A 20,190-nucleotide genomic window follows, 5' to 3' on the forward strand; every position below is an offset into this window, starting at 1 on the left:
TTAGCCTACCTTTCGCTCTGCATTTTCCGTATAAGGTTCGCCTGATTTTGGCGGCTTCCCAATCATCACCCCTGTGAGCGTCTGGTTCATGTGGATACCATTGAGCTGCTCGCCATAAGTGTTAAAACCAATGAGACGAAAACGGGCAAACATGGCTTTGGCTTTATCGCGCATCTGCGCCTGTTCGATCTCCAACCGCCGCAAGAAACAGTCACAACCTAAGGTCATTTCAAGCTCGCCAATGCGCGCTTCAATCGCGCTCAGTTTGGTTTGTGTATCGGCAAACAGATCGCCCGGTCGCATCGCAGTGACCACAATGCCGTCGTCCACCGCACAATAGAAATCGAGGCTCAGATCTTCATTCACTTTCTGGATCGAGCGGACGTAATACTGATCGCCAATCAACACCGCCAGCGGGTGCAAGGCATAGATCTCAGGGCGCAGATCTTCCAGAGCGATCCCCACTTCCCTTGCGTATACCTCTGCAGCCGGTTCGGCATTAAATTCATACACGCGACGCGCCGTACAATCGGCTTCGGTTACCACCAGCTTACTGTCAAGGCTTTCAATATGGTGAGTGGTGAACACTTCAAAGGGGCAATGGGTGTTGAACATCACCACAATGGCAGATTCAGTATGAAACGCCCCTTCACTGTAAACATGAGTATTGGCAAGGTTGATGTCATCGCCTGCCGAGCCACCAAAATGCGGCAAACGACCCAGCGCGGTATCGAGCGTGACCAAAAAGCGCTCTTCGTTTGGCGAGAGGCCATCAATTAACGTCAGTACGAAAGTGTTACTGCTGATCGGCGCTTTTTGATCGTGCTGGCAAGCTTCAATGAGCGAGCTGACACAAAGCTGCGCCGCATGAAGATCAAACTCTTCTAACGGCACGCGCATCCCAGACACTTTAAAATCTCGGCGTGAAAAGCCCAGCGCACTGATACTGCTTTTGGCATACCCCGACTCGGTAATTTCCCCCGCCGACGTGCAACCCATCACCTCGCAATGCGAGAACGCATGGTTCATCTCTTTGCCCAGCGCCTCCAAATCGTAAGCCGAGGAGCAAAAGAACAGCACAAAGCCAATCTCTTCGTTATCAAGCTGAAGGGCGAGCTCATGCGCCGCCTTGGTCGCATCAAGCTGATAAGTCGCTGCACTGAATATTGCCTGTTTCTGCACTGACGATTGCTGCACTGATGGTTGAAGCGCTGCCATGTCGGCCTCCTAGTCGCGTTCAGAATTGAATCACGATCAAATTAGGTGTCTCGATACCCGAGTAACCTCGAGATACAAGGTATACATCACTTATTAGTTTACGCGTTGTATTGGTATTGAAACCTCATACTTACGAAGGATATTTACAATTTTGCAAACTGTGCGAGTCAAAAATTTCAAGAATGTGACAGGTCATGGGTCACAAATGGAATCAGGGTCTCTACACTAAAAGACAGGCGTATCGTTGCGTATGGCGTGATGATGGCTTCGCTTTTTTTAACCTGCAGAATCTGGCGTTTTAAACTTGCAGATACACAGTTGTAAGCCCTATCGGGAAGATGGTGGTGCGACTACTTGAAGGGATTGTGTTATGTACAAATTTCTCGTTGCTGACGATCATCCTCTCTTTCGTGATGCGCTGATCTCGGTGATCCGCGGGCGCTATGAAGAGTGTGAGATCCTTCAGTCAGAAGATATCGAACGCACGCTGGTGCTGGCGGATGAGCATTCTGAGCTGGATCTTATCTTGCTTGATCTCAACATGCCTGGCATGGCCGGCCTTAAAGGTTTGCTCGAGCTTCGCAATCAACACCCCACCATCCCTATCGCGATTATTTCAGCGGAAACCAACAAACAAATTATCTTGCAGACCATTGCGTATGGTGCCGTAGGTTTCATCGCCAAAAGCGCCTCTCGCGAGAAAATGCGCGAGGCCTTCGAGCAAATCCTTGATGGCCATGTGTATTTACCGGCTGACATCATTCGCGCAGAGAGCGATAAAGACGGCTCTCCGCGTCGCAAAGACGACCCGCAGTTTTCTCCTGAAATGCTCCACACCCTGACGCGCCGCCAATTGTTGGTATTAAAATCGATGGCACAAGGCTCCGCCAACAAGCAAATCGCTTACGAGCTGAGTATTTCCGAAACCACGGTTAAATCTCACGTGTCAGCGATCTTAAAGAAATTGGGCGTGCACAATCGGATCCAAGCGGTTGTTGGCGTCACCAATATCGACTTTGATCGCTACCTCAAACGGTGATCTATCGGCAAGGCGCTCTGATCACCGGACGAACCCGCTTCAATGCAACGTTGGGTGCTTTAACGCATAAAGCACTTTGGTTGCCAGTTGGGCGAGATTTGTTGGGGTCACCACAGAGAAATCCAGCGCGACGCTTCGCCCTACTGTGTTAAGCAAAGCACGATGAAATCGGGCATGAGATTTGTTGTAACGCGCCGATACCAGACCCAATCCACCGCGGCATGCTTGTTCAAAACCAATTTCACCTAAGGGTAAAGAAAGGGTTTCAAACGCATTTAGCAGCGCAATGAAACTGACACTCGGATCGCTATCGGCCACGGTATCAAAGGTCAATTCGTAGCTCATTAAATCCAGCGATACCGCAACGCTGTAACAACGCCCACCTAATCGACGCTTTTGCACCAATGAGGATGCCATTACCGCTTGCCCAAGCGCTGCCATGGCGCCTGCTTCGGTCGTATGAGGGAAAGACAACGTCACATGCATCGCCGTCTCGTCATCTCGGTGACTGGCCATGATAGCCCCTGTGCGAACCACAGGAACACTGCCCGCACAGCAAAACACAATGCCTTGCGGCGTATGCTGCCACTCGCCATCGACGGCACTGATCTCATCTGCACTCAGTGTTTGATGCCAGAAATGGCGCAGTGCGACGACGTCTCTTTCAGGCAAATCCACGGTATAGCCCAGCACCAACGCATTGGCACAATGCCACTCCCTCATCGAGCCAAGCATGGGCTTACCTTTCATCCATGCCCATCTGAGCGTGCGCTGCTGACAAAGCACAAGCCAGCGTTCCAAGCTGCTACGCGTTTCTGCATCACGCACATTGCTGCGACACAAAATCGCCATGCGAGTCAGCGGCGGGCAAGGAGAAAGCCATTCGCCATGACGATGCGGTGTATTCTCTTTCGGGTCTTGTTGCAGCAAAGAATCGCAGACGTCTGCTTGTAAACACGGTGGTGCAAATGGGGTTTCTGAAAATTCGTGATACAAACGCTGCAACCCATTCCCCCATCGATTCACCATGTTTCTGCCCTGTTGCAGCGTGAAACAACCGGTTTGCCACATCGCACGACGTGAAGAAAGACGAATGCAGCAATCATCAATATGACGTTCAAGGGCATGCTTGTCACATTGCGCCGACACGCGACATCGCAGCGCGGGCACAGGTTGAAAATCACTGGTCAACGGCAGCAGTTCCGCCCCTAAGGCTTTCAACTGTTTCTGGCTCTTAAGCGCATTCAGCGTCGGATATAGCGCCGCCGCCCAATGTGAAGAAAACGGCAAGGTTTCAATTCGATCGCCGTCTTTCTCAAGTGGAATGTCCGCGAATATATTCGGGATTTCCATTGATACTGGCAAAGGCTCTCCCACATTGTTAAGCGCTTTGGACATTTGCCGCCATAACGCCACCATCGGCCAAGAACCTGAGGTCAGTAGCAGCATGTTGTCAGGACGATAATAATGGCTGTGATAGCGACGAAGCATGCCGATATCTAATTTGGGAATCGTATCGGGCATCCCACCATACAGCGCCGCTCGCAGGTCACTATTCACCGCTTGCACCGTAGACGCTCGAAAGCTTTGATGACGCATGTATTCGCCAATTTCACGATACATCGCGCCGTCGTACCCACTGTCATGCTGACGAACGATTTCCTGATCAAAATCTTCTTGCGTCAGCTGCGGCGACAAAATGCTGTCCGCAAAAAAGCCTATGCCGCGCAGTACTGAATTCGGGTCATACCCTGACAGGTGAAAACGGGTGGTCTCTTTTTGGGTGCTGGCATTGAATTCGAGCAAAGCCAGCTCACTGCGAAGGGAAAGAAAGGTTTCGGGTTCGGGATAGCGCATGGAACCACGCAACACCATGTGTTCTAACGCATGGGTGATCCCACTGTCATCATTAACGGGCGTGGGGAGAACAATCGCCGCACTTAAGCGTGATTCTTCCGACGAGGCATGATGCCAGTGCAGCGCTCCACTCACATGGCGATAACCCACCCACCCTGTTTCCAATTGCTGCTCGTTGGGCGGCAACAATAGCCAATCCGGCGCGGCAGGATGTGATTTCGCCATAGACTTCCCTCATCAAGATGCTCAAGGTTTGACAGACAAAATCAGTTGGCTATTTTTAATGGTTCTCGCCAATGCTGTGCTGTGACAGCCTTGATTTGCCTTTGCCACCGCCTCTTCGATCACATGGTGATCGGGAGACTTGCTGCAAACTGGATCGGCTTTGGCAGGGTCCCCTGTCAGCAACATCGCCTGACATCGACAACCACCAAAATCCTTTTCCTTCTCATTACAGCTTCGGCAAGGTTCCTGCATCCAGTCAAATCCGCGGAAGTGATTAAAGCTTTCTGAGTCATGCCAAATGTGCGAAAGCGAGTGATCTTTCACGTTTGGATGAGGTAAATCGAGCATAGCCGCGCTGTGGCACGGCAGAGCCAAACCATCCGGGGCAATGTTCATGAATATGTTCCCCCAGCCACTCATACAAGGCTTAGGGCGGCTCTCGTGATAATCCGGCGTGACGAAAATAAACTTGGGTCCGACCCCTTGTTGCGTGTCACGCAGTGCGTTTACTTTGGCTTCAGCTTGTTCGATTTGAGTGCGTGAGGGCAGCAAGGCATCGCGATTGTGCAGCGCCCAGCCATAGTATTGGGAGGTCGCCAGTTCAACAAAATCTGCGTTGAGTTCAATCGCCAGCGCCATAATGGCTTCAATCGACTCGATATTTTGCCTTGTGATCACCACGTTCATCACCATTGGAAAGCCGTGCGCTTTCACAGAATTGAACATGGCTTTTTTGTGGGCGAAGGCATGACGCTTGCCCGCAATGGCATCGCTCAAATCGGGATCGGCAGATTGAAAGCTGATCTGAATATGATCCAACCCTGCGATCTTCAGCGCTTCAATGCGTTTTTCGTTGAGGCCAACGGCTGAAGTAATGAGGTTGGTGTAATAACCCAGTTGATGCGCGTGTGCGACCAGCAATTCCAAATCTTTACGCAGCAAAGGCTCTCCACCGGAGAACCCAAGTTGCACCGCCCCCAGCTCGCGACCTTGATCTAAAACGCGATACCACTCTTCGGTAGAAAGCTCATCGGCTGCGTCACCAAGATTCAGCGGGTTAGAACAATACGCACAGTGAAGCGGACAGCGATAGGTCAGCTCTGCCAGTAACCAAAGCGGCGGATTAACAGTTCTCGAGCCATTTTTTGTCACGGGCGACCTCCACAAACTCATTCACATCTTGCGCCAGATCCACACCGGGAAACTTTTCTTCCAACTGCGCAATCACCTCCAAGACAGATCGTGGCGAATCAAACTGCGTCAAAATTTCTGCGGCGCTTTCACTGAGCTTCACCATGCCTTCTGGAAACAGCAGCACATGGCAATCCTGTGCTTTTTCAAACTGCATACGAAACATGGCATTTCGCTGGTACTTCGGCTCATCACTCACACACTGTCACTCCTTGATGTTAGGTCGTCTTCGGCTTTTACGAACGCTTTGTTTATGAACAATTCCGCTATTCTCTGCTTAGCTCTGATCTGCTCCGATCCGCTTAGCTATGAACGATCCAGTGCATGATGCCAAACAGGTTTATCGGTAATACCCGTATAAGGCGGGCGTTCAAATTCATACGCCATGCTGATGGCATCGAGTAAAGACCACAGAATATCAAGCTTAAACTGAAGGATATTCAGCGCCTTGCCTTGCTGTTCTGCAGTTTGAAAATGATCAAGCGTGATGGATAAGCCATGCGCCACATCGCGACGTGCCTGACTCAAGCGCTGACGAAAATAAGTCAGCCCCTCGGGATCAATCCACGCATAATGGGTAGGCCAAGAATCCAATCGTGATTGATGAATTTCCGGTGCAAACAATTCGGTTAACGACGAGCAGGCGGCTTCTTGCCATGTTGCTCGACGCGCAAAATTGACATAGGCATCCACGGCAAAACGTACACCCGGTAGCACCCATTTCTCATCAATCACATCTTGGCGATCCAAGCCCACGGCTTCCGCTAATCGAAGCCAGGCTTCAATGCCGCCCCATTTGCAATCAAGGCTCTGATGCCCATCATGATCGAGAATACGCTGTACCCATTCGCGTCGAATGTCAGGGTCACGGCAATTGGCCATAATGGCGGCATCTTTAATAGGTATGGAGGTTTGATAGTAAAAACGGTTCGCCACCCAAGCGCGAATTTGCGCTTTGGTGCAATTGCCGCTGTACATGGCTTTGTGAAAAGGATGATGAATATGGTAGTACTGCCCTTTACTGAGCAGTGCTTCCTTAAATGCTTCTCGGCTCATCGCTGTTGTCATGGCAGTGTTCGTCATCATCCCTCCTTGGGGTCGCATACTGCGTGGCGAATTTCTGGTGTTTTAACGCCTAAACGGTCATTTCCATGCCATCAAATGCGATGTCGACACCGGCATCCAGCACCGCTTGATGCTCGCTAGAATCAGGGTCGAGAATAGGGTTAGTGTTGTTAATATGGATCAACACTTTGCGCGGCTTCTCGTATTCAGCAAGCAGCGCCAACATGCCGTTCTCACCGGACACAGATAAGTGTCCCATGTCGCTGCCAAGGGATTCCCCTAGCCCTTCACGGATCATTTCATCATCCGTCCACAAGGTGCCATCTATCATCACGCAATCGGCATCGGCTAGCGCTGAAAGCACAGCTGGATCATCTTTCACCCCTAACCCCGGCGCATAGAACAACGATTTCCCGCTGCGTGTATCGGTTATTTTTAGACCGATGTTGTCACCGGGACGCGGTCGATGACGAAAAGGAGAAAATGGCGGTGCATTCGACGTTAACGTGATCGGGGTAAAACGTAACGCAGGCACCGCCGGAATATGCCAGCCATCAGCAGATTGCGCATCGATCGTGTGGGTTCGATAACCGCCTTCCCAATGTTTCATCATCGACAAAATGGGATAGCTAGAGCTGAGTTCTTGTTCCACTTCCGGTGTGCAGTACAAATCGAGCGGTAAGCCTTCACGCAAGATGAGCAGCCCTGTGGTGTGATCAATTTGCGCATCCGTCACGATCACCGCGCGAATGGCTGACCCCCTTGAACCGTCGGCTTTGGCAAGCTGCGGCGTGGCATTAATTTGCTGGCGAATATCGGGCGATGTGTTAATCACTACCCAGTTTTCACCGTCATCACTGACAGCAATGGAAGATTGCGTGCGAGGCAAAGCGCGGCTGGTGCCGTTACGCACCGACTGACACATACGGCAATGACAATTCCATTGAGGAAAACCGCCTCCTGCGGCAGAACCCAAAACCACAATCTGCATCAACGCACTCCTTTGCTGTCTGTATTTTATTATCGGTATTTTTCGAACCATCTTTTACGAACGTTTTTACGAACATAAAAAAAGGGATGCATCCCGAAGGCGGCATCCCATTTCGACTCTCTCAACGATTGCTGATATAGAGGGTGACTTCAAAGCCGAGTCGTAGTTCTGTGTAGCTAGGTTTTTTCCACATAGTGCTTACTCCTTGTACCAGATACTCAAGTGACAAAAATACTCGCCACCGTTTCTAGCCTAATAAGAAGTCCTAAAACTACCAATCCTACTTTGTGATGATTTCTCTCGTACGAGACACAATAGACTTTTGCCTAATCAGGGAAAGCCAATACTGACTCCCTCTCACCACTAATAAATATGTGGTGAAACAACCACTACCACGCTTTCATCTGATGACTGAGTCGCCCTTTTCGATTTTCGGTTCTTGCCGTATTTGTTTGCCACGCAGCGATTTTCATCACTGATGATCGCCACGCACTCTAAACACTGCACACACTCGTTGTAATCAATGCTGCCGTCTTTGTGGATGGCATTGATACCGCAACTTTTTTCACATAGACGACATGGGCTACCGCATTCGCTGCGACGATTCAGCCAACTGAAAAGCCGAAAACGTCCCAATACCGCCAACCCAGCTCCGAGTGGGCAAAGGTAGCGACAATAGGCTTTGTGAACACGCGCGCTGATCAGCAGCAGAGCCAAGGCATAAATCACGAAAGGCAGGCTGCGATCAAACACCAAGGTGACGGCCGTTTTGAACGGTTCGACCTCTGCCATGGTTTCGGCCAGCGACAAACGGTTAAACGCCATGCCCACCAGCAACACTAAAACGAAGTATTTGAGATAAATCAGCCGCTGATGCCACGCATCGCTGATTTTCCACTGCCGAACACGATACTTTTCTGCCACTGCGGCGATAAGTTCCTGCATGGCACCAAACGGGCAAAGCCAACCGCAGAACAGCCCTCGCCCCCATAGAAACAGGCTGATAAACACATACGTCCACAGCACAAACAAAATAGGATCGAGTAAGAACACCCGAATATCAAAGCCATTCCAGAGTGATAACAACAAGGTGTAGATATTCACAACCGACAACTGCCCTTGGGCATAAAAGCCAATGAAGCCAATCACAAACACCAAAGAAGCCAGCCGCGCAGGCGTCAAATAACGATTGAACCGCGCTAGCCGACGCTGAAACACAAACACGCCCGTGAGCAGCACCAAATACATCGCCATCACCGCGATCTCAGCTTGCCTGTCAATCCAAATTCGTTGCCAAAGCGGCAAGGGTTTTTCTGCTGGCGGCACTGCCACCAACAAGGTCGACGGCAATGCATATAGGCTTTCGACAAACACATGCTCAGATTCCAAATGGTTTTTCACCAGTTGCACTGTCATGCCGACCGACAGCGGCACGGCGGGATCAAACCCGCTCTGATCGGAGAACGTGAAGATATTGAGCCGCTCAAACGGCGCAAGTGGCAAAGCAAAGTCGGCTTGTTGGAGATGAAACAAATCCGCATCACGCAGCGCCAACGGGCTACCTTGCTGACGCAGTGAAAAGCGAGCGGGCGTGGTGCCGCGAACAAAATCGTCCGCCACAAAATGATAGCCTCCGCGTGATCCCACCAGCAACGCGATTTCACCGGGCGCGAGCGTGTTCATCACGCGCTGGTATTCCGTTTCACCGAGCAGGTTTTTTCCGACCATCGGCGGATTTAACACCGCCAACGTGAGATCGATAAACGACGTATTGTCGGGTTGATCCGAATCGCGCGCATCGGCAAGGCGCGAGGCATTGACCCCCAACGCGGCGGCAGCCTCTTCCTCGCTCAGTTGCCAGTGATAGAGGTAGTTGTCATCGTTCAATGCGCTCAGTGATTTGGGCGAAAAAGTGTCGGTATCCAATTTGGTTTGCACTGACGAACCAAAGCCTGTCAGCCGTGCCTGCGCCACTTTTCGCGCCGCCGAAATAATAGTGTCATGCACCACCATCACCGACACCGTCGCTTTGGTCACGCCATCAAAATAGACAATGTCATCACTGGCGATACGCTGTTGCGCGCTGCCGACTAACACTTGTTGTTTGAGTGATAAACCACCGTACTGATTGATAAAATCCACCAGCGGCTTTTCACCCAGACCGTGAAGAAAAATAGGCTCATGATGGCCGAGTAAGGCAATGCCGAGAATGTGCCCGTCGGTGTCGAGGCCAACACGCAGATTAATGCTGTCACCAGAAAAGCCGGGGAAATCGGTCAGATCATCCGTTTCAAACAAAAAACCAAGGGGCTGATCGAGTTGATAGATTTCAGTGACAGGTAACGTGTCACTGGACGCTTTCATCCGTGTGGCGCTAGGAAATATTGCCTGTGCCTCCTCACTCACTTCCCGCCAAGATTCAGCAGAAACCAAGAAAGGCAGCAAGATTAAAAGCAGCCATAGAAACAGGGCACTACGCCATCGCATGACAAACCTGCTCATAAAAAAGCGGGGCATCATGCCCCGCAAAAGCTATTGTGTCAGGCAGCGCGGGGAGGTCGCAACTGCCTTCAACGAGCGGACAAGGATCAGAAGAAACCTAACGGATTGATGTCGTAGCTCACCAGCAAGTTTTTAGTTTGTTGATAATGGTTGAGCATCATTTTGTGGTTCTCGCGGCCAATACCTGACTTCTTGTAGCCGCCGAATGCGGCGTGTGCAGGATAGAGGTGGTAGCAGTTGGTCCACACACGCCCCGCTTGAATAGCACGGCCCATGCGATATGCGCGGTTAACATCACGCGTCCAAAGCCCTGCACCCAGACCGTATTCCGTGTCATTGGCGAGTGCTAGCGCTTCAGCTTCATCTTTGAAAGTAGTCACAGCGATCACCGGACCAAAAATCTCTTCTTGGAACACACGCATGGTGTTGTCGCCTTTGAAGATAGTCGGTTGCACATAGTAACCACCATTCAGATCAGTCGAATGCCCGCCCATCAAGACTTCAGCACCTTCGGCACGGCCGATGTCCATGTAACCCATGATCTTTTCGAATTGCTCATTGGATGCCTGAGCACCCACTTGCGTTTCGGTGTCGAGCGGGTTGCCATGTTTAATCGCTTTAGTGCGCTCAATGACCTTGGCGATAAACGCGTCATAAATGCTTTCTTGAACCAGCACGCGAGATGGGCAAGTACACACTTCGCCTTGGTTAAAGAACGCCAGCACGCAGCCTTCAACGGCTTTGCTGATGAATTCATCTTCTTGCTGCATCACATCTTCAAAGAAGATATTCGGTGATTTCCCACCCAGCTCAACCGTTGAAGGGATCAGGTTGTCAGCCGCGCAGCGCAGCACGTGGTTACCAATGGCCGTCGAACCTGTGAACGCTATTTTCGCAATGCGCGTTGACGTTGCCAGAGCCTGACCGGCTTCTGGGCCCATGCCGTTAATCACGTTTAAAACGCCTGGTGGGATCAGATCGCCAATGATTTCCATCAACAACAAGATAGTGGTTGGGGTTTGCTCCGCGGGTTTAAGAACGATGCAGTTACCAGCAGCCAATGCTGGCGCCAGCTTCCATGCCGCCATTAATAGCGGGAAGTTCCATGGGATGATTTGCCCTACAACACCGAGAGGCTCATGAATGTGGTAGGCCACGGTATTGGCATCGATTTCAGCCGCAGACCCCTCTTGCGACCTAATCGCGCCGGCGAAGTAGCGGAAATGATCGACACAAAGCGGGAGGTCAGCGGCAAGGGTCTCACGAACAGCCTTGCCGTTTTCCCACGATTCCGCCACGGCCAAGTATTCGATGTTGGCTTCGATGCGATCGGCAATTTTGAGCAGGATGTTTGAACGCTCTGTGGCAGATGTAGCCCCCCAAGTCGCTTTGGCTTGGTGAGCGGCGTCGAGCGCCAGCTCAACGTCTTCTGCGGTTGAGCGAGGGATTTCAGCGATGGAATCACCTGTGCAAGGCGAGGTGTCGGTGAAATACTGCCCTTTGATTGGCGGAACCCAGTCACCGCCGATGTAGTTAGCATAACGCGCCTTAAAATTAACGACGGCTCCGTCGGTATTCGGTTTTGCGTAAATCATTGTCCACCCCTGTGTTTGGCGATTTTCCCTGTGTCGTCCCTAACATGTCTTAGTCAAACCAAATATCTATTTAAGGAGTTGGTCAATTCAGAACAGTGTCAGGCGTTATGGTTAGAGTATGAAACTCTCACAGGATCTCTCCATCGCCCCATGGTCGGCAAAATCTCATACTTTGGAGGGAGATGAGACCGGGAGCGAGGGCTAGGCCACAGATTTACGCGCTTAACGATGAGTATTATTCGCTCCGCACACCTCTGTCTGTCCCGATTTCAATAACGGCAACACGTTGCATGACGAATACCTGTTATCACTGCGTTCTTGGCGATCATGGCGATCACCAGACAAGAGAATGCCGAGCATCCGCTCGGCATTGTGGTTTTCATCAAGTAAGTTCAACGTGAAGGTTTAGCGCTTCGGCAGCTTAAAGGTCCACACCATGCCACCTTGGTTGAAGTCCTTCACGCGCTTGGCAACGTCGCCCCCCCAAAGTGGCACTGCACCGCCCCAGCCAGACAAGACCGAGATGTATTGCTCACCGTCCATGTCCCATGTCACCGGGCTACCCACGATGCCAGAGCCAGTATTGAACTTGTAAAGCAGCTCGCCCGTCTTGTCATCAAAAGCCATCAGGTAGCCTTCTGGGTTACCGGTGAATACCAGTCCACCCGCGGTCGTCAACACGCCACCCCACAAGGGCGCATAGTTTTTGTATTCCCAGACACGCTCACCGGTTTTCGGATCGTAAGCACGCAACACACCGATGTAATCTTCATTTAGCGCTTTAATGGTAAAACCCGCACCGAGGTAAGCGGCCCCTTTTTTGTAAGCAACCGGCTCATTCCAAATGTCCATTTGCCACTCATTAGCAGGCACGTAGAACAAACCCGTTTTCGCGCTATATGCCATCGGCATCCAGTTTTTACCGCCAAGGAAGGACGGCGCGGAAGTCACGGTGTTGCCCTGCTTGCCGTCTTTAATTTCGGTTGGATCGCCTGGGCGGTTCTCTGACACAAACATTGGACGACCTTTGTCATCCAAGCCTTTTGCCCAGCTGATTTTGTCCACAAACGGGAAACCACGAATGAATTCACCGTTGGTGCGATTCAACACATAAAAGAAACCGTTACGGTCAGCCGTGGCGGCAGCTTTCACTGGCTTGCCGTTTTCGGTGTAATCAAACGAAATCAGCTCGTTCACCCCATCAAAATCCCAGCCATCGTGCGGCGTGGTTTGAAAGTGCCAAACAATTTTGCCGTCATCGGGATCGATCGCGAGGCGAGAAGAGGAAAAGAGGTTATCGCCCGGACGCATGTGGGAGTTCCATGGCGCGGGGTTACCCGTACCAAAAAACAGTAAATCCGTGTCGGCATCATACGTGCCACCTAACCAAGGTGCAGCGCCGCCGCTTTTCCACAGATCCGCAGGCCAGGTTTGACCCGGTTTGCCGCCAGAAATACCGTTCTCCATTTTCTTACCGTCTTTCCACACGTAACCCATGTGGCCTTCAACGGTCGGGCGCTCCCAAACCAGCGCTCCGGTTTTGGCGTCATACGCACGTACTTTACCGACAACACCGAATTCACCACCGGAAACGCCGGTGATCACGTTACCTTTGACCACAATAGGGGCAGCTGTGATCGAATAGCCGTCTTGGTAGTTATCCACGGTTTTTTTCCAGCGCACTTTGCCCGTTTTGGCATCTAACGCTACTAGCTTGGCGTCCAAGGTGCCGAAAATCACCAAATCGTCATACAAGGCAACGCCACGGTTAATCACGTCACAACACGGCATGATGCCATCCGGTAATCGTGCATCGTATTGCCAAAGCTCATCCCCCGTTTTTACGTCAATGGCGTAAACGCGTGAATAAGAGCCCGTCACATACATGACGCCGTCTTTGACCATCGGCTGGCTTTCTTGACCGCGCTGCTTTTCACCGCCCAGCGAAAATGCCCATACCGGACGAATTTCTTGCACGGTTTCACGGTTGATGGATTCAAGCGGGCTGTAACGCTGCCCTCGAAGCCCAAGACCATAAGTCACGATATCCTCGGTGGTTTCCTGATCGGCGATGATGTCTTCGTCCGTGACACCCGCATAAACCGGCGCGGCGGTCAAAGCGAGTGATAGCGCAGCATAAATGCCGCAGCGTTTAAATGACGTTGCTGTCATGGGAGTACCTCATTGTTGGCTGACTGCTTGGGTAAGCACGTCATGTCGTGATTTCATGCTAGCGCCACCTCGCCCAATCCCGCCGCATAGCGGCCTTGATTTGACAGGGAAAGCAGGCGCTAAACGTTAAAGGGGCACAGGCAAATAGCGATTCGGCAGTTGATAGCGAACGCCATACTTTTCGCCCCAGCGTAAGAAGTCGCCGTTTTCGATGTGTGCGACCACAATGTCTTCCAGTGCATACGCCAACTGACGGTAGTTTGTGTGCACGGCGATACCGAGTTCCCACTCGGCACGGCCAAGTAAAGGGAATGCAAGCTCAGTGAGTTTCTGGGTGGGAGCTGCGTCTGGCGACGCGTTTTTCTTTGATGTGTCTGACAAGAATTCGTCGTTCCGTGATGTGTTTTTCACCTTGTTTGATGCGGGGTAAGAAGCTTGCTGATGAAGCCATTGGAGCTGTGAGCTCATCCCCATCACCATGGCGACATCGCCGCGTTTCATCGCCGAAAAAGCCTCGGTTACCGAAGGGAAGGTACGGCTGTTATCGCGAAAACGCCCGCCGTATGCCGTGGTCAAATAAAACTGAGGCACGGTGTCGACTTCAACCCCAACAGGGTGATACATAAAACGTGCTGCGGTTTGCGGTGTATCGAGTTTGTCCCCGTCATATGCCAGCAACCAGCGCTCACTGTGGTAGGGCGCAAACATATGGACCAACTCATGAGCGGGCAAGCCGAGATCGTCGCGCTGCATGGCGAATGCTCTGTCGTAAGGCACTCGCAACATGACGTCAGCTTTCACACGCTGGCCATCGTCGCTGGACAGGTTCATCCCCTTCCAAAGGTAATTGCGCATGTCATCTTCAACGGTTTCATCAGGTGTCATCCAGTGAAGATTTAGCTCGACGCCTAGCCCTTTTGCCAACGCATTTGCCAGCTCAACATCCATTCCCGCAGGGTTGCCATTTTCGTCCATAAACGAATACGGCGGGAAGTTGCTATACACGGCAATGCCTATCACTCCTCGCGATTGAATATCGTCGTAAGACAGCGCATTTGAAGGCCCTACTTGCAGCATCCATGTCGCAAGCAGGATCGAGAAAATAGGGCGAAGCCTTGTTGAGATAAGCGGCAAAATTCGAGTCATCACTGCGCCTCCCGTTAACCGTTTTCCGGCGCCACGGATTCAAGCCAAGTACGAATTGCCCACAGCGCTTCTTGGTTGAGGTGCTCCGTCATCTTCGGCATGTACACCGCGCCATTACGCACCGCGCCGTTTTTCACGCGATAGATGTACCACTCATCCCCATCATAGTCGGGAGACAAGATGCGAAGATCCGGCGCAATACCGCCTGAAATGCCTTCAAGACCGTGGCAGCGTGCGCAGTTTTGGTTATACGCCGACGCGCCAATACGCTCGACTTCCACCCTGACATTGCCAGACAAATCGCGATAAGGGTTGGTGTCGGTCCAATCAGCCCCCAGCACCGGAATGGATGTGGTGTCGATAGATTGCGGGGTGACATTGCCATGAGCAAAAACAAGCTGTGAACTGAGTGTCGCGACAAGTGCGACAGCGGTGACTAAGCAGATATTGCGTTCAACCTTTTCCATGTTGCGCGAGCTCCTTTTTCAATCAATGCGGGGAACGTTTAAGCAGTACAGGGAGAAGTGTAGGAGCGTCAATGTATTGAGAACATGCTACAAAAGCGGGGTTATTCCTCATTCTTTGGGAGGATTTTTTTAAAACAGAGACCCGCTATTTGGCAAAAGCAGACCACACTGCATAGAGTAAAGACGGAATTTCATACGGAGTGTTTTAACCAATGGATAGACTTGCTGTACTCGCCAACGGACGGATAATGACACTTTGCGTGCCCCTCTTTGCCGCGTTTTTTTCTTGTATGACACTTGCCAGCGTCAACATCGAAATAGGTCTTCTACGACAGCCCGTCGATACCTCCACCGCCGCGCCGATCTACCTTAGAGAACCAGAGAATAACGGCGAGGCAGGAGCCACCTTGTCGATTGATGATGCCAATGGTACCGGCAAATTTTTGGGTCAAAAATACAGCCTGCGCACCGAAACCAACGCAGATAGTGACCAGTTAAACGCCACCGCGAACCAGTGGTACCAAGACGGTGTGCGCTTTTTCCTGACCGACCTTGATACTCCTTCTCTTGTGACTTTGCGAAAGGCACTGCCGGACGATGCCGTGCTTCTCAACATCGGCAATCAAGACGATGCCTTGCGCACATCAACCTGCCTGCCGAACACCCTGCATACCGCCCTCAGTTACAGCATGCGCGCCGACGCCATTGCGCAATGGCTCAGAGTACGTCGACTCAATCGCGTGTTTTTGGTCTCTGGAATGTCGCCAGAAGACGACGCCTTTTTGGTGACGGTCAAACACACACTGAATAAATTCAATCACAAGGTGGTCGCAGAGAAAGTATGGAATTTTGATACCGACCTTCGCCGCACCGCCTCTGCTGAATTGCCTTTATTTACCCAAGCGAGCGATTACGACGTGGTGTGGGCTGTCGATGAAAACAACGTGTTTGGTCAGCATTTGCCTTACAACACTTGGTTACCTCGCCCTGTGGTTGGCACACAAGGACTGCGCGCCGACGGCTGGCATTACGTGATTGAGCAATGGGGCGCGGTTCAGCTGCAAAATCGCTTCAATGATTTGTTCGCCCGCACCATGAGCGCTAAAGATTATGCCGCGTGGGTCGCTGTGCGTTCAGTTAACGAGGCTGTCACCGCCTCCAACACGGCTAACGTAGCGACCTTACTGCCCTTTATGTTGGGCGAGCGCTTTCAGCTTGCCGCTTACAAAGGTCGCAAGCTGACCTATCGCTCATGGAATGGGCAGCTTCGCCAAACCGTGCCACTGTTTGACGATCAGGCTCTGATTGCTTCCGCGCCATTTGACGGTTTTCTGCACCCTCGCAACGAATTGGATTCTTTGGGCATTGATCGCGCGCAAAGCCAATGCCGCTTATACCCTTCACCCGATAACGCATAAGGACGTCACGTTATGACTCTGACTCGAACTCTGCTTGCTATGACGCTTGCCACCATGCTCGCAGCACCAGCCTTCGCCAAGGAATTTGCCTACGTCGCCAATGAGAAAGACGACACCCTGAGTGTGATTGATATGGACACGATGGAAGTGGTCAACACCATCGCCGTCGGCGATCGCCCTCGAGGCATCGAACTCAGCAAGGACGGCACGCAGCTTTACATCTGCGCCAGTGAATCTGACACCGTACAAGTGCTCGATCTAGCGACCAACACCTTAGTGGGCGAATTACCATCAGGGGAAGATCCTGAATTGTTCGCCCTTCATCCAGATGGCAAACGCCTTTACATCGCCAATGAAGACGATGCTTTGATGACAGTGGTGGATATTCCAAGCGCCAGCGTGATCGCGCAAGTGGAAGTGGGCGTGGAGCCGGAAGGTGTCGCGGTCAGCCCGGACGGAAACACGGCGATCATCACTTCTGAAACCTCCAACATGGTTCACTGGATTGACACCAAAACCAACGCCATGGTGCACAACACTTTGGTCGATGCGCGTCCACGCTATGCGGAATTCAGCCCAGACGGCAAACAGCTTTGGGTCAGTGCAGAAATCGGCGGCACGGTATCGGTTATCGATACGGCGAGCAAAGAGATCATTAAGAAAATCAATTTTGCGCCTAAAGGCGTGCACAAAGACAAAGTTCAGCCCGTGGGCGTGCGCCTGACCGCTGATGGAAAAACGGCGTTTGTCGCATTAGGTCCGGCAAACCACGTGGCGGTAGTCAATACTGATACGTTGGAAGTCGAAGACTACTTGTTGGTAGGTCGCCGCGTGTGGCAAATGGCGTTTAACGGTGCTCAGGACAGACTGCTTGCCACCAATGGCGTCAGTGGTGATGTGTCGATCATCGACGTGCCAAACCGCAAGGTATTAAAAACCGTCAAAGTCGGACGCTACCCTTGGGGTGTTGCAGTCAAAGAGGCGAACTAACCCATTCATGATAGATGTTAGCGAACTCACTTACCGTTATGGCGCGCGCCTTGCGCTAGACGATCTCACCCTGTCGCTCGGACAGGGTTTGCATATGTTGCTCGGGCCAAATGGCGCGGGTAAAAGCACCCTATTCTCGCTGCTTACCCAGCTCGCACCCTGCCAACATGGCGAGATTAAAATACTGAATGAAACGCCTAGCCGACGTACCATGGCCAAGCTTGGCGTGGTGTTTCAGCAAAGCACACTGGATATGGATTTAACCGTGGCGCAGAACCTCAGTTATTACGGGGCGCTGCATGGTTTCAGCCAATCACAAAGCATGAATAAAGCGGCTCCCTTGCTGGCGCACTTCTCGCTCACGGATCGGCTTCACGACAAAGTCCGTGCGTTAAACGGCGGGCATCGTCGGCGCACTGAATTAGTCCGCGCCTTAATGCACTCCCCTTCAGTATTGCTGCTGGATGAACCCACCAGCGGGCTTGATCCCAAAGCGCGTAGATCGTTATCGGATGCCGTGCGCGCCCTTTGCGAGCAGCAACCACTTTGTGTGCTGTGGGCAACCCATTTGATTGAAGAAGTGGATGACGATGACGATGTGCTGATCTTACATCGCGGCAAATTACAGGCACACAATAAAGCCAGCACCTTGCGCAGTCTGCATCAACACCCCACACTGGCAAAAGTGTTTGCCGCACTCACCACGGATGATGAAAACACGGAGGCCGCCCGATGACCTATTGGTACGCGTTTGTTGGGATTTGTTATCGAGAATGGCTGCGTTTTTTCTCTCAGCGGGCGCGTTTTGCCGCCAGCTTAGTGAGGCCGCTGCTGTGGCTTATTGTGTTTGCGGCAGGTTTTCGGGCAACGCTCGGCATCGCCATCATGGAGCCCTATTCCACTTACATCAATTACGAGGAATACATACTGCCGGGACTGTGCGCCATGATCTTGCTGTTCAACGGTATGCAAAGCTCACTGTCGATTGTGTATGACCGCGAAATGGGCAGCATCAAGGTGTTGCTGACCAGCCCCTTGCCTAGACCGTTCTTGTTACTTTCAAAACAGATTGCGAGCGCATTGGTCAGCGTTTTGCAGGTCGGCGTATTTTTGGTTATTGCCGCCCTTTATGACAGACCACTTGAGCCGATGGGTTATATTCTGGCGATCCCTGCGCTTTTTCTCACCGCCCTCATGCTCAGTGCGCTCGGGATTGTGATTGCCTCTCGCATCAAGCAATTGGAAAATTTTGCGGGGGTGATGAATTTTGTCATCTTCCCGATGTTTTTTCTCTCTTCCGCGCTCTACCCGCTTTGGAAGATGCAAGAAGCCAGCGTGTGGCTGTATGAGATTTGCCGCTTTAATCCCTTCACATTTGGCGTCGAGCTAATCCGTTTTGCACTGTATGAACAATTAAATGTCACCGCACTGCTGGTGGTTTTTGCCTGTACCTTGGTGTTTGTTATTCTTGCGGTTGCGGGCTTTCAGCCCACGCGAAATCAAGGAAAAGGCGGACGCTAGCTTCGTTTTTTTACTTGTTTCAGTTAACCGCTTTTCAGTAACCTTTCGCTCCTGCAGCAACCCTTTCAGCCACAACAACAGGCATAAAAAAACCGCGCCGATGCGCGGTTTCGAAACTTGCATTGCTTGGAAGCAATTAGAAGTTCAGTTCAACGCCACCAAAGAAGCCGTCGTTCATGAACTTACCTGGGTTAGCGCCAAAGTAGTTGAAGTCGTAGTCTTGAACACGGTAACCCGCTTTAAAGTTCAGATCTGCCGCAACAAGACCCAGCGTGAACAATACGCCCGCTTCCGCATCAACCGTGCTGGTTTCATCGTAGCTACCAAAGCTGAAGGTACCGAACAGAGACACTGGCGTTGCTGGAATACCTAGACGCACATCACTGTAAACAGCGGGTTGCCACTCATCGAATTTATGAACGCCAAAGTTACCTTCAAATTTCTGTAGGTTCAGACCGATATCGAAAGAAATCAGGTCGTTGTCCAGAATTTCATAGTAAGCGATCAAATCGTACTGAGTAAAAGCAACACTCTGTGTGTTAGCGCCTTGAGAGCTCACATCGGTGTAACGAATTTTTGCGTTAGGTACCAATGGGATGAAGTGTTCAAATGCGACGTAGTAAGAGCCCTGTACGTTAGTATCATCAGCACGAACATCGTTGATTTTCGCATCGGCGTACCAAGCATCCACACCCGCTTTAGCGCCCAAAAGCACCGCTGATTGCGCAGGCAGAGAAACGGTTGCTGCTACGGCTAACGCAGCAAGAGAAAGGTTTAATTTTTTCATTGAAAG

General features: G+C 51.6%; 18 protein-coding genes. 5 read left to right on the forward strand and 13 right to left on the reverse strand.

The window, feature by feature from the left end; all coding sequences use genetic code 11:
• Positions 1 to 1,218, reverse strand: coding sequence for a nitric oxide-sensing protein NosP (gene nosP, locus ACED36_RS05625; RefSeq protein ID WP_017005258.1), 1,218 nt, complete (start codon positions 1,216 to 1,218; stop codon positions 1 to 3).
• 370 nt (positions 1,219 to 1,588) lie between these two features.
• Between nosP and ACED36_RS05630 the strand changes: the two genes are divergently transcribed.
• A complete protein-coding gene (locus ACED36_RS05630; RefSeq protein WP_016959072.1) occupies positions 1,589 to 2,257 on the forward strand; it encodes a response regulator transcription factor in 669 nt (222 codons plus the stop codon).
• Between the two features lie 39 nt (positions 2,258 to 2,296).
• Here the strand turns inward: ACED36_RS05630 and ACED36_RS05635 are convergent, their stop codons facing one another.
• The 11 genes from ACED36_RS05635 to pedF all read right to left on the reverse strand — a co-directional run bounded on the left by ACED36_RS05635 (position 2,297) and on the right by pedF (position 15,468).
• Complete coding sequence (locus ACED36_RS05635) at positions 2,297 to 4,339, reverse strand: insulinase family protein (RefSeq protein ID WP_371732914.1); 2,043 nt, start codon at positions 4,337 to 4,339, stop codon at positions 2,297 to 2,299.
• A gap of 21 nt (positions 4,340 to 4,360) precedes the next feature.
• Positions 4,361 to 5,491, reverse strand: coding sequence for a pyrroloquinoline quinone biosynthesis protein PqqE (gene pqqE / locus ACED36_RS05640; protein ID WP_017005260.1), 1,131 nt, complete (start codon positions 5,489 to 5,491; stop codon positions 4,361 to 4,363).
• On the reverse strand, positions 5,463 to 5,729 hold the full coding sequence (gene pqqD, locus ACED36_RS05645; protein ID WP_016959075.1) for a pyrroloquinoline quinone biosynthesis peptide chaperone PqqD: 267 nt from the start codon (positions 5,727 to 5,729) through the stop codon (positions 5,463 to 5,465). The genes pqqE and pqqD overlap by 29 nt, the downstream gene beginning before the upstream one ends.
• 107 nt (positions 5,730 to 5,836) lie before the next feature.
• Positions 5,837 to 6,613 carry a pyrroloquinoline-quinone synthase PqqC gene (pqqC, locus tag ACED36_RS05650; RefSeq protein ID WP_017005724.1) on the reverse strand — a complete coding sequence of 259 codons (777 nt, stop codon included), beginning with the start codon at positions 6,611 to 6,613 and terminating at the stop codon, positions 5,837 to 5,839.
• Positions 6,614 to 6,665: 52 nt separating this feature from the next.
• Positions 6,666 to 7,586, reverse strand: a complete 921-nt coding sequence (gene pqqB, locus ACED36_RS05655) for a pyrroloquinoline quinone biosynthesis protein PqqB (protein ID WP_017005726.1) — start codon at positions 7,584 to 7,586, stop codon at positions 6,666 to 6,668.
• A 121-nt stretch (positions 7,587 to 7,707) separates the two neighbouring features.
• Complete coding sequence (gene pqqA / locus ACED36_RS05660; RefSeq protein ID WP_081796241.1) at positions 7,708 to 7,779, reverse strand: pyrroloquinoline quinone precursor peptide PqqA; 72 nt, start codon at positions 7,777 to 7,779, stop codon at positions 7,708 to 7,710.
• A gap of 170 nt (positions 7,780 to 7,949) precedes the next feature.
• Positions 7,950 to 10,073, reverse strand: a complete 2,124-nt coding sequence (locus ACED36_RS05665) for a 4Fe-4S binding protein (protein WP_371732915.1) — start codon at positions 10,071 to 10,073, stop codon at positions 7,950 to 7,952.
• A 101-nt stretch (positions 10,074 to 10,174) separates the two neighbouring features.
• Entirely contained in the window at positions 10,175 to 11,683 is a 1,509-nt protein-coding gene (locus ACED36_RS05670; protein WP_016959079.1) for an aldehyde dehydrogenase family protein, read from the reverse strand.
• A gap of 405 nt (positions 11,684 to 12,088) precedes the next feature.
• Complete coding sequence (locus ACED36_RS05675; RefSeq protein ID WP_371732916.1) at positions 12,089 to 13,855, reverse strand: PQQ-dependent methanol/ethanol family dehydrogenase; 1,767 nt, start codon at positions 13,853 to 13,855, stop codon at positions 12,089 to 12,091.
• 126 nt (positions 13,856 to 13,981) lie between these two features.
• Positions 13,982 to 15,001, reverse strand: coding sequence for a transporter substrate-binding domain-containing protein (locus ACED36_RS05680; protein ID WP_371732917.1), 1,020 nt, complete (start codon positions 14,999 to 15,001; stop codon positions 13,982 to 13,984).
• 14 nt (positions 15,002 to 15,015) lie between these two features.
• The gene (pedF, locus tag ACED36_RS05685) at positions 15,016 to 15,468 is read right to left on the reverse strand and encodes a cytochrome c-550 PedF (protein ID WP_017005265.1); all 453 of its coding nucleotides are present in this window, start codon (positions 15,466 to 15,468) and stop codon (positions 15,016 to 15,018) included.
• 248 nt (positions 15,469 to 15,716) lie between these two features.
• On the opposite strand from pedF, the gene ACED36_RS05690 reads away from it, so the two are divergent.
• The 4 genes from ACED36_RS05690 to ACED36_RS05705 are packed head-to-tail and all read left to right on the forward strand — an operon-like array spanning position 15,717 to position 19,397.
• The gene (locus ACED36_RS05690) at positions 15,717 to 16,886 is read left to right on the forward strand and encodes an ABC transporter substrate-binding protein (RefSeq protein WP_371732931.1); all 1,170 of its coding nucleotides are present in this window, start codon (positions 15,717 to 15,719) and stop codon (positions 16,884 to 16,886) included.
• 12 nt (positions 16,887 to 16,898) lie between these two features.
• Positions 16,899 to 17,876, forward strand: a complete 978-nt coding sequence (locus ACED36_RS05695) for a YVTN family beta-propeller repeat protein (RefSeq protein ID WP_016959085.1) — start codon at positions 16,899 to 16,901, stop codon at positions 17,874 to 17,876.
• Positions 17,877 to 17,883: 7 nt separating this feature from the next.
• Positions 17,884 to 18,612 (forward strand): ATP-binding cassette domain-containing protein, encoded by a 729-nt coding sequence (locus ACED36_RS05700; RefSeq protein WP_371732918.1) that lies wholly within the window; start codon positions 17,884 to 17,886, stop codon positions 18,610 to 18,612.
• Positions 18,609 to 19,397 (forward strand): ABC transporter permease, encoded by a 789-nt coding sequence (locus ACED36_RS05705; protein ID WP_017005267.1) that lies wholly within the window; start codon positions 18,609 to 18,611, stop codon positions 19,395 to 19,397. Before ACED36_RS05700 ends, ACED36_RS05705 begins: the two co-directional genes overlap by 4 nt.
• Positions 19,398 to 19,533: 136 nt before the next feature.
• On the opposite strand, the gene ACED36_RS05710 is transcribed toward ACED36_RS05705, so the two are convergent.
• Positions 19,534 to 20,184 carry a TIGR04219 family outer membrane beta-barrel protein gene (locus ACED36_RS05710; RefSeq protein WP_016959088.1) on the reverse strand — a complete coding sequence of 217 codons (651 nt, stop codon included), beginning with the start codon at positions 20,182 to 20,184 and terminating at the stop codon, positions 19,534 to 19,536.
• Positions 20,185 to 20,190: the final 6 nt, after the last annotated feature.

Source organism: Enterovibrio sp. FF113 (genome assembly GCF_041439165.1).
GTDB lineage: Bacteria > Pseudomonadota > Gammaproteobacteria > Enterobacterales > Vibrionaceae > Enterovibrio > Enterovibrio norvegicus_A.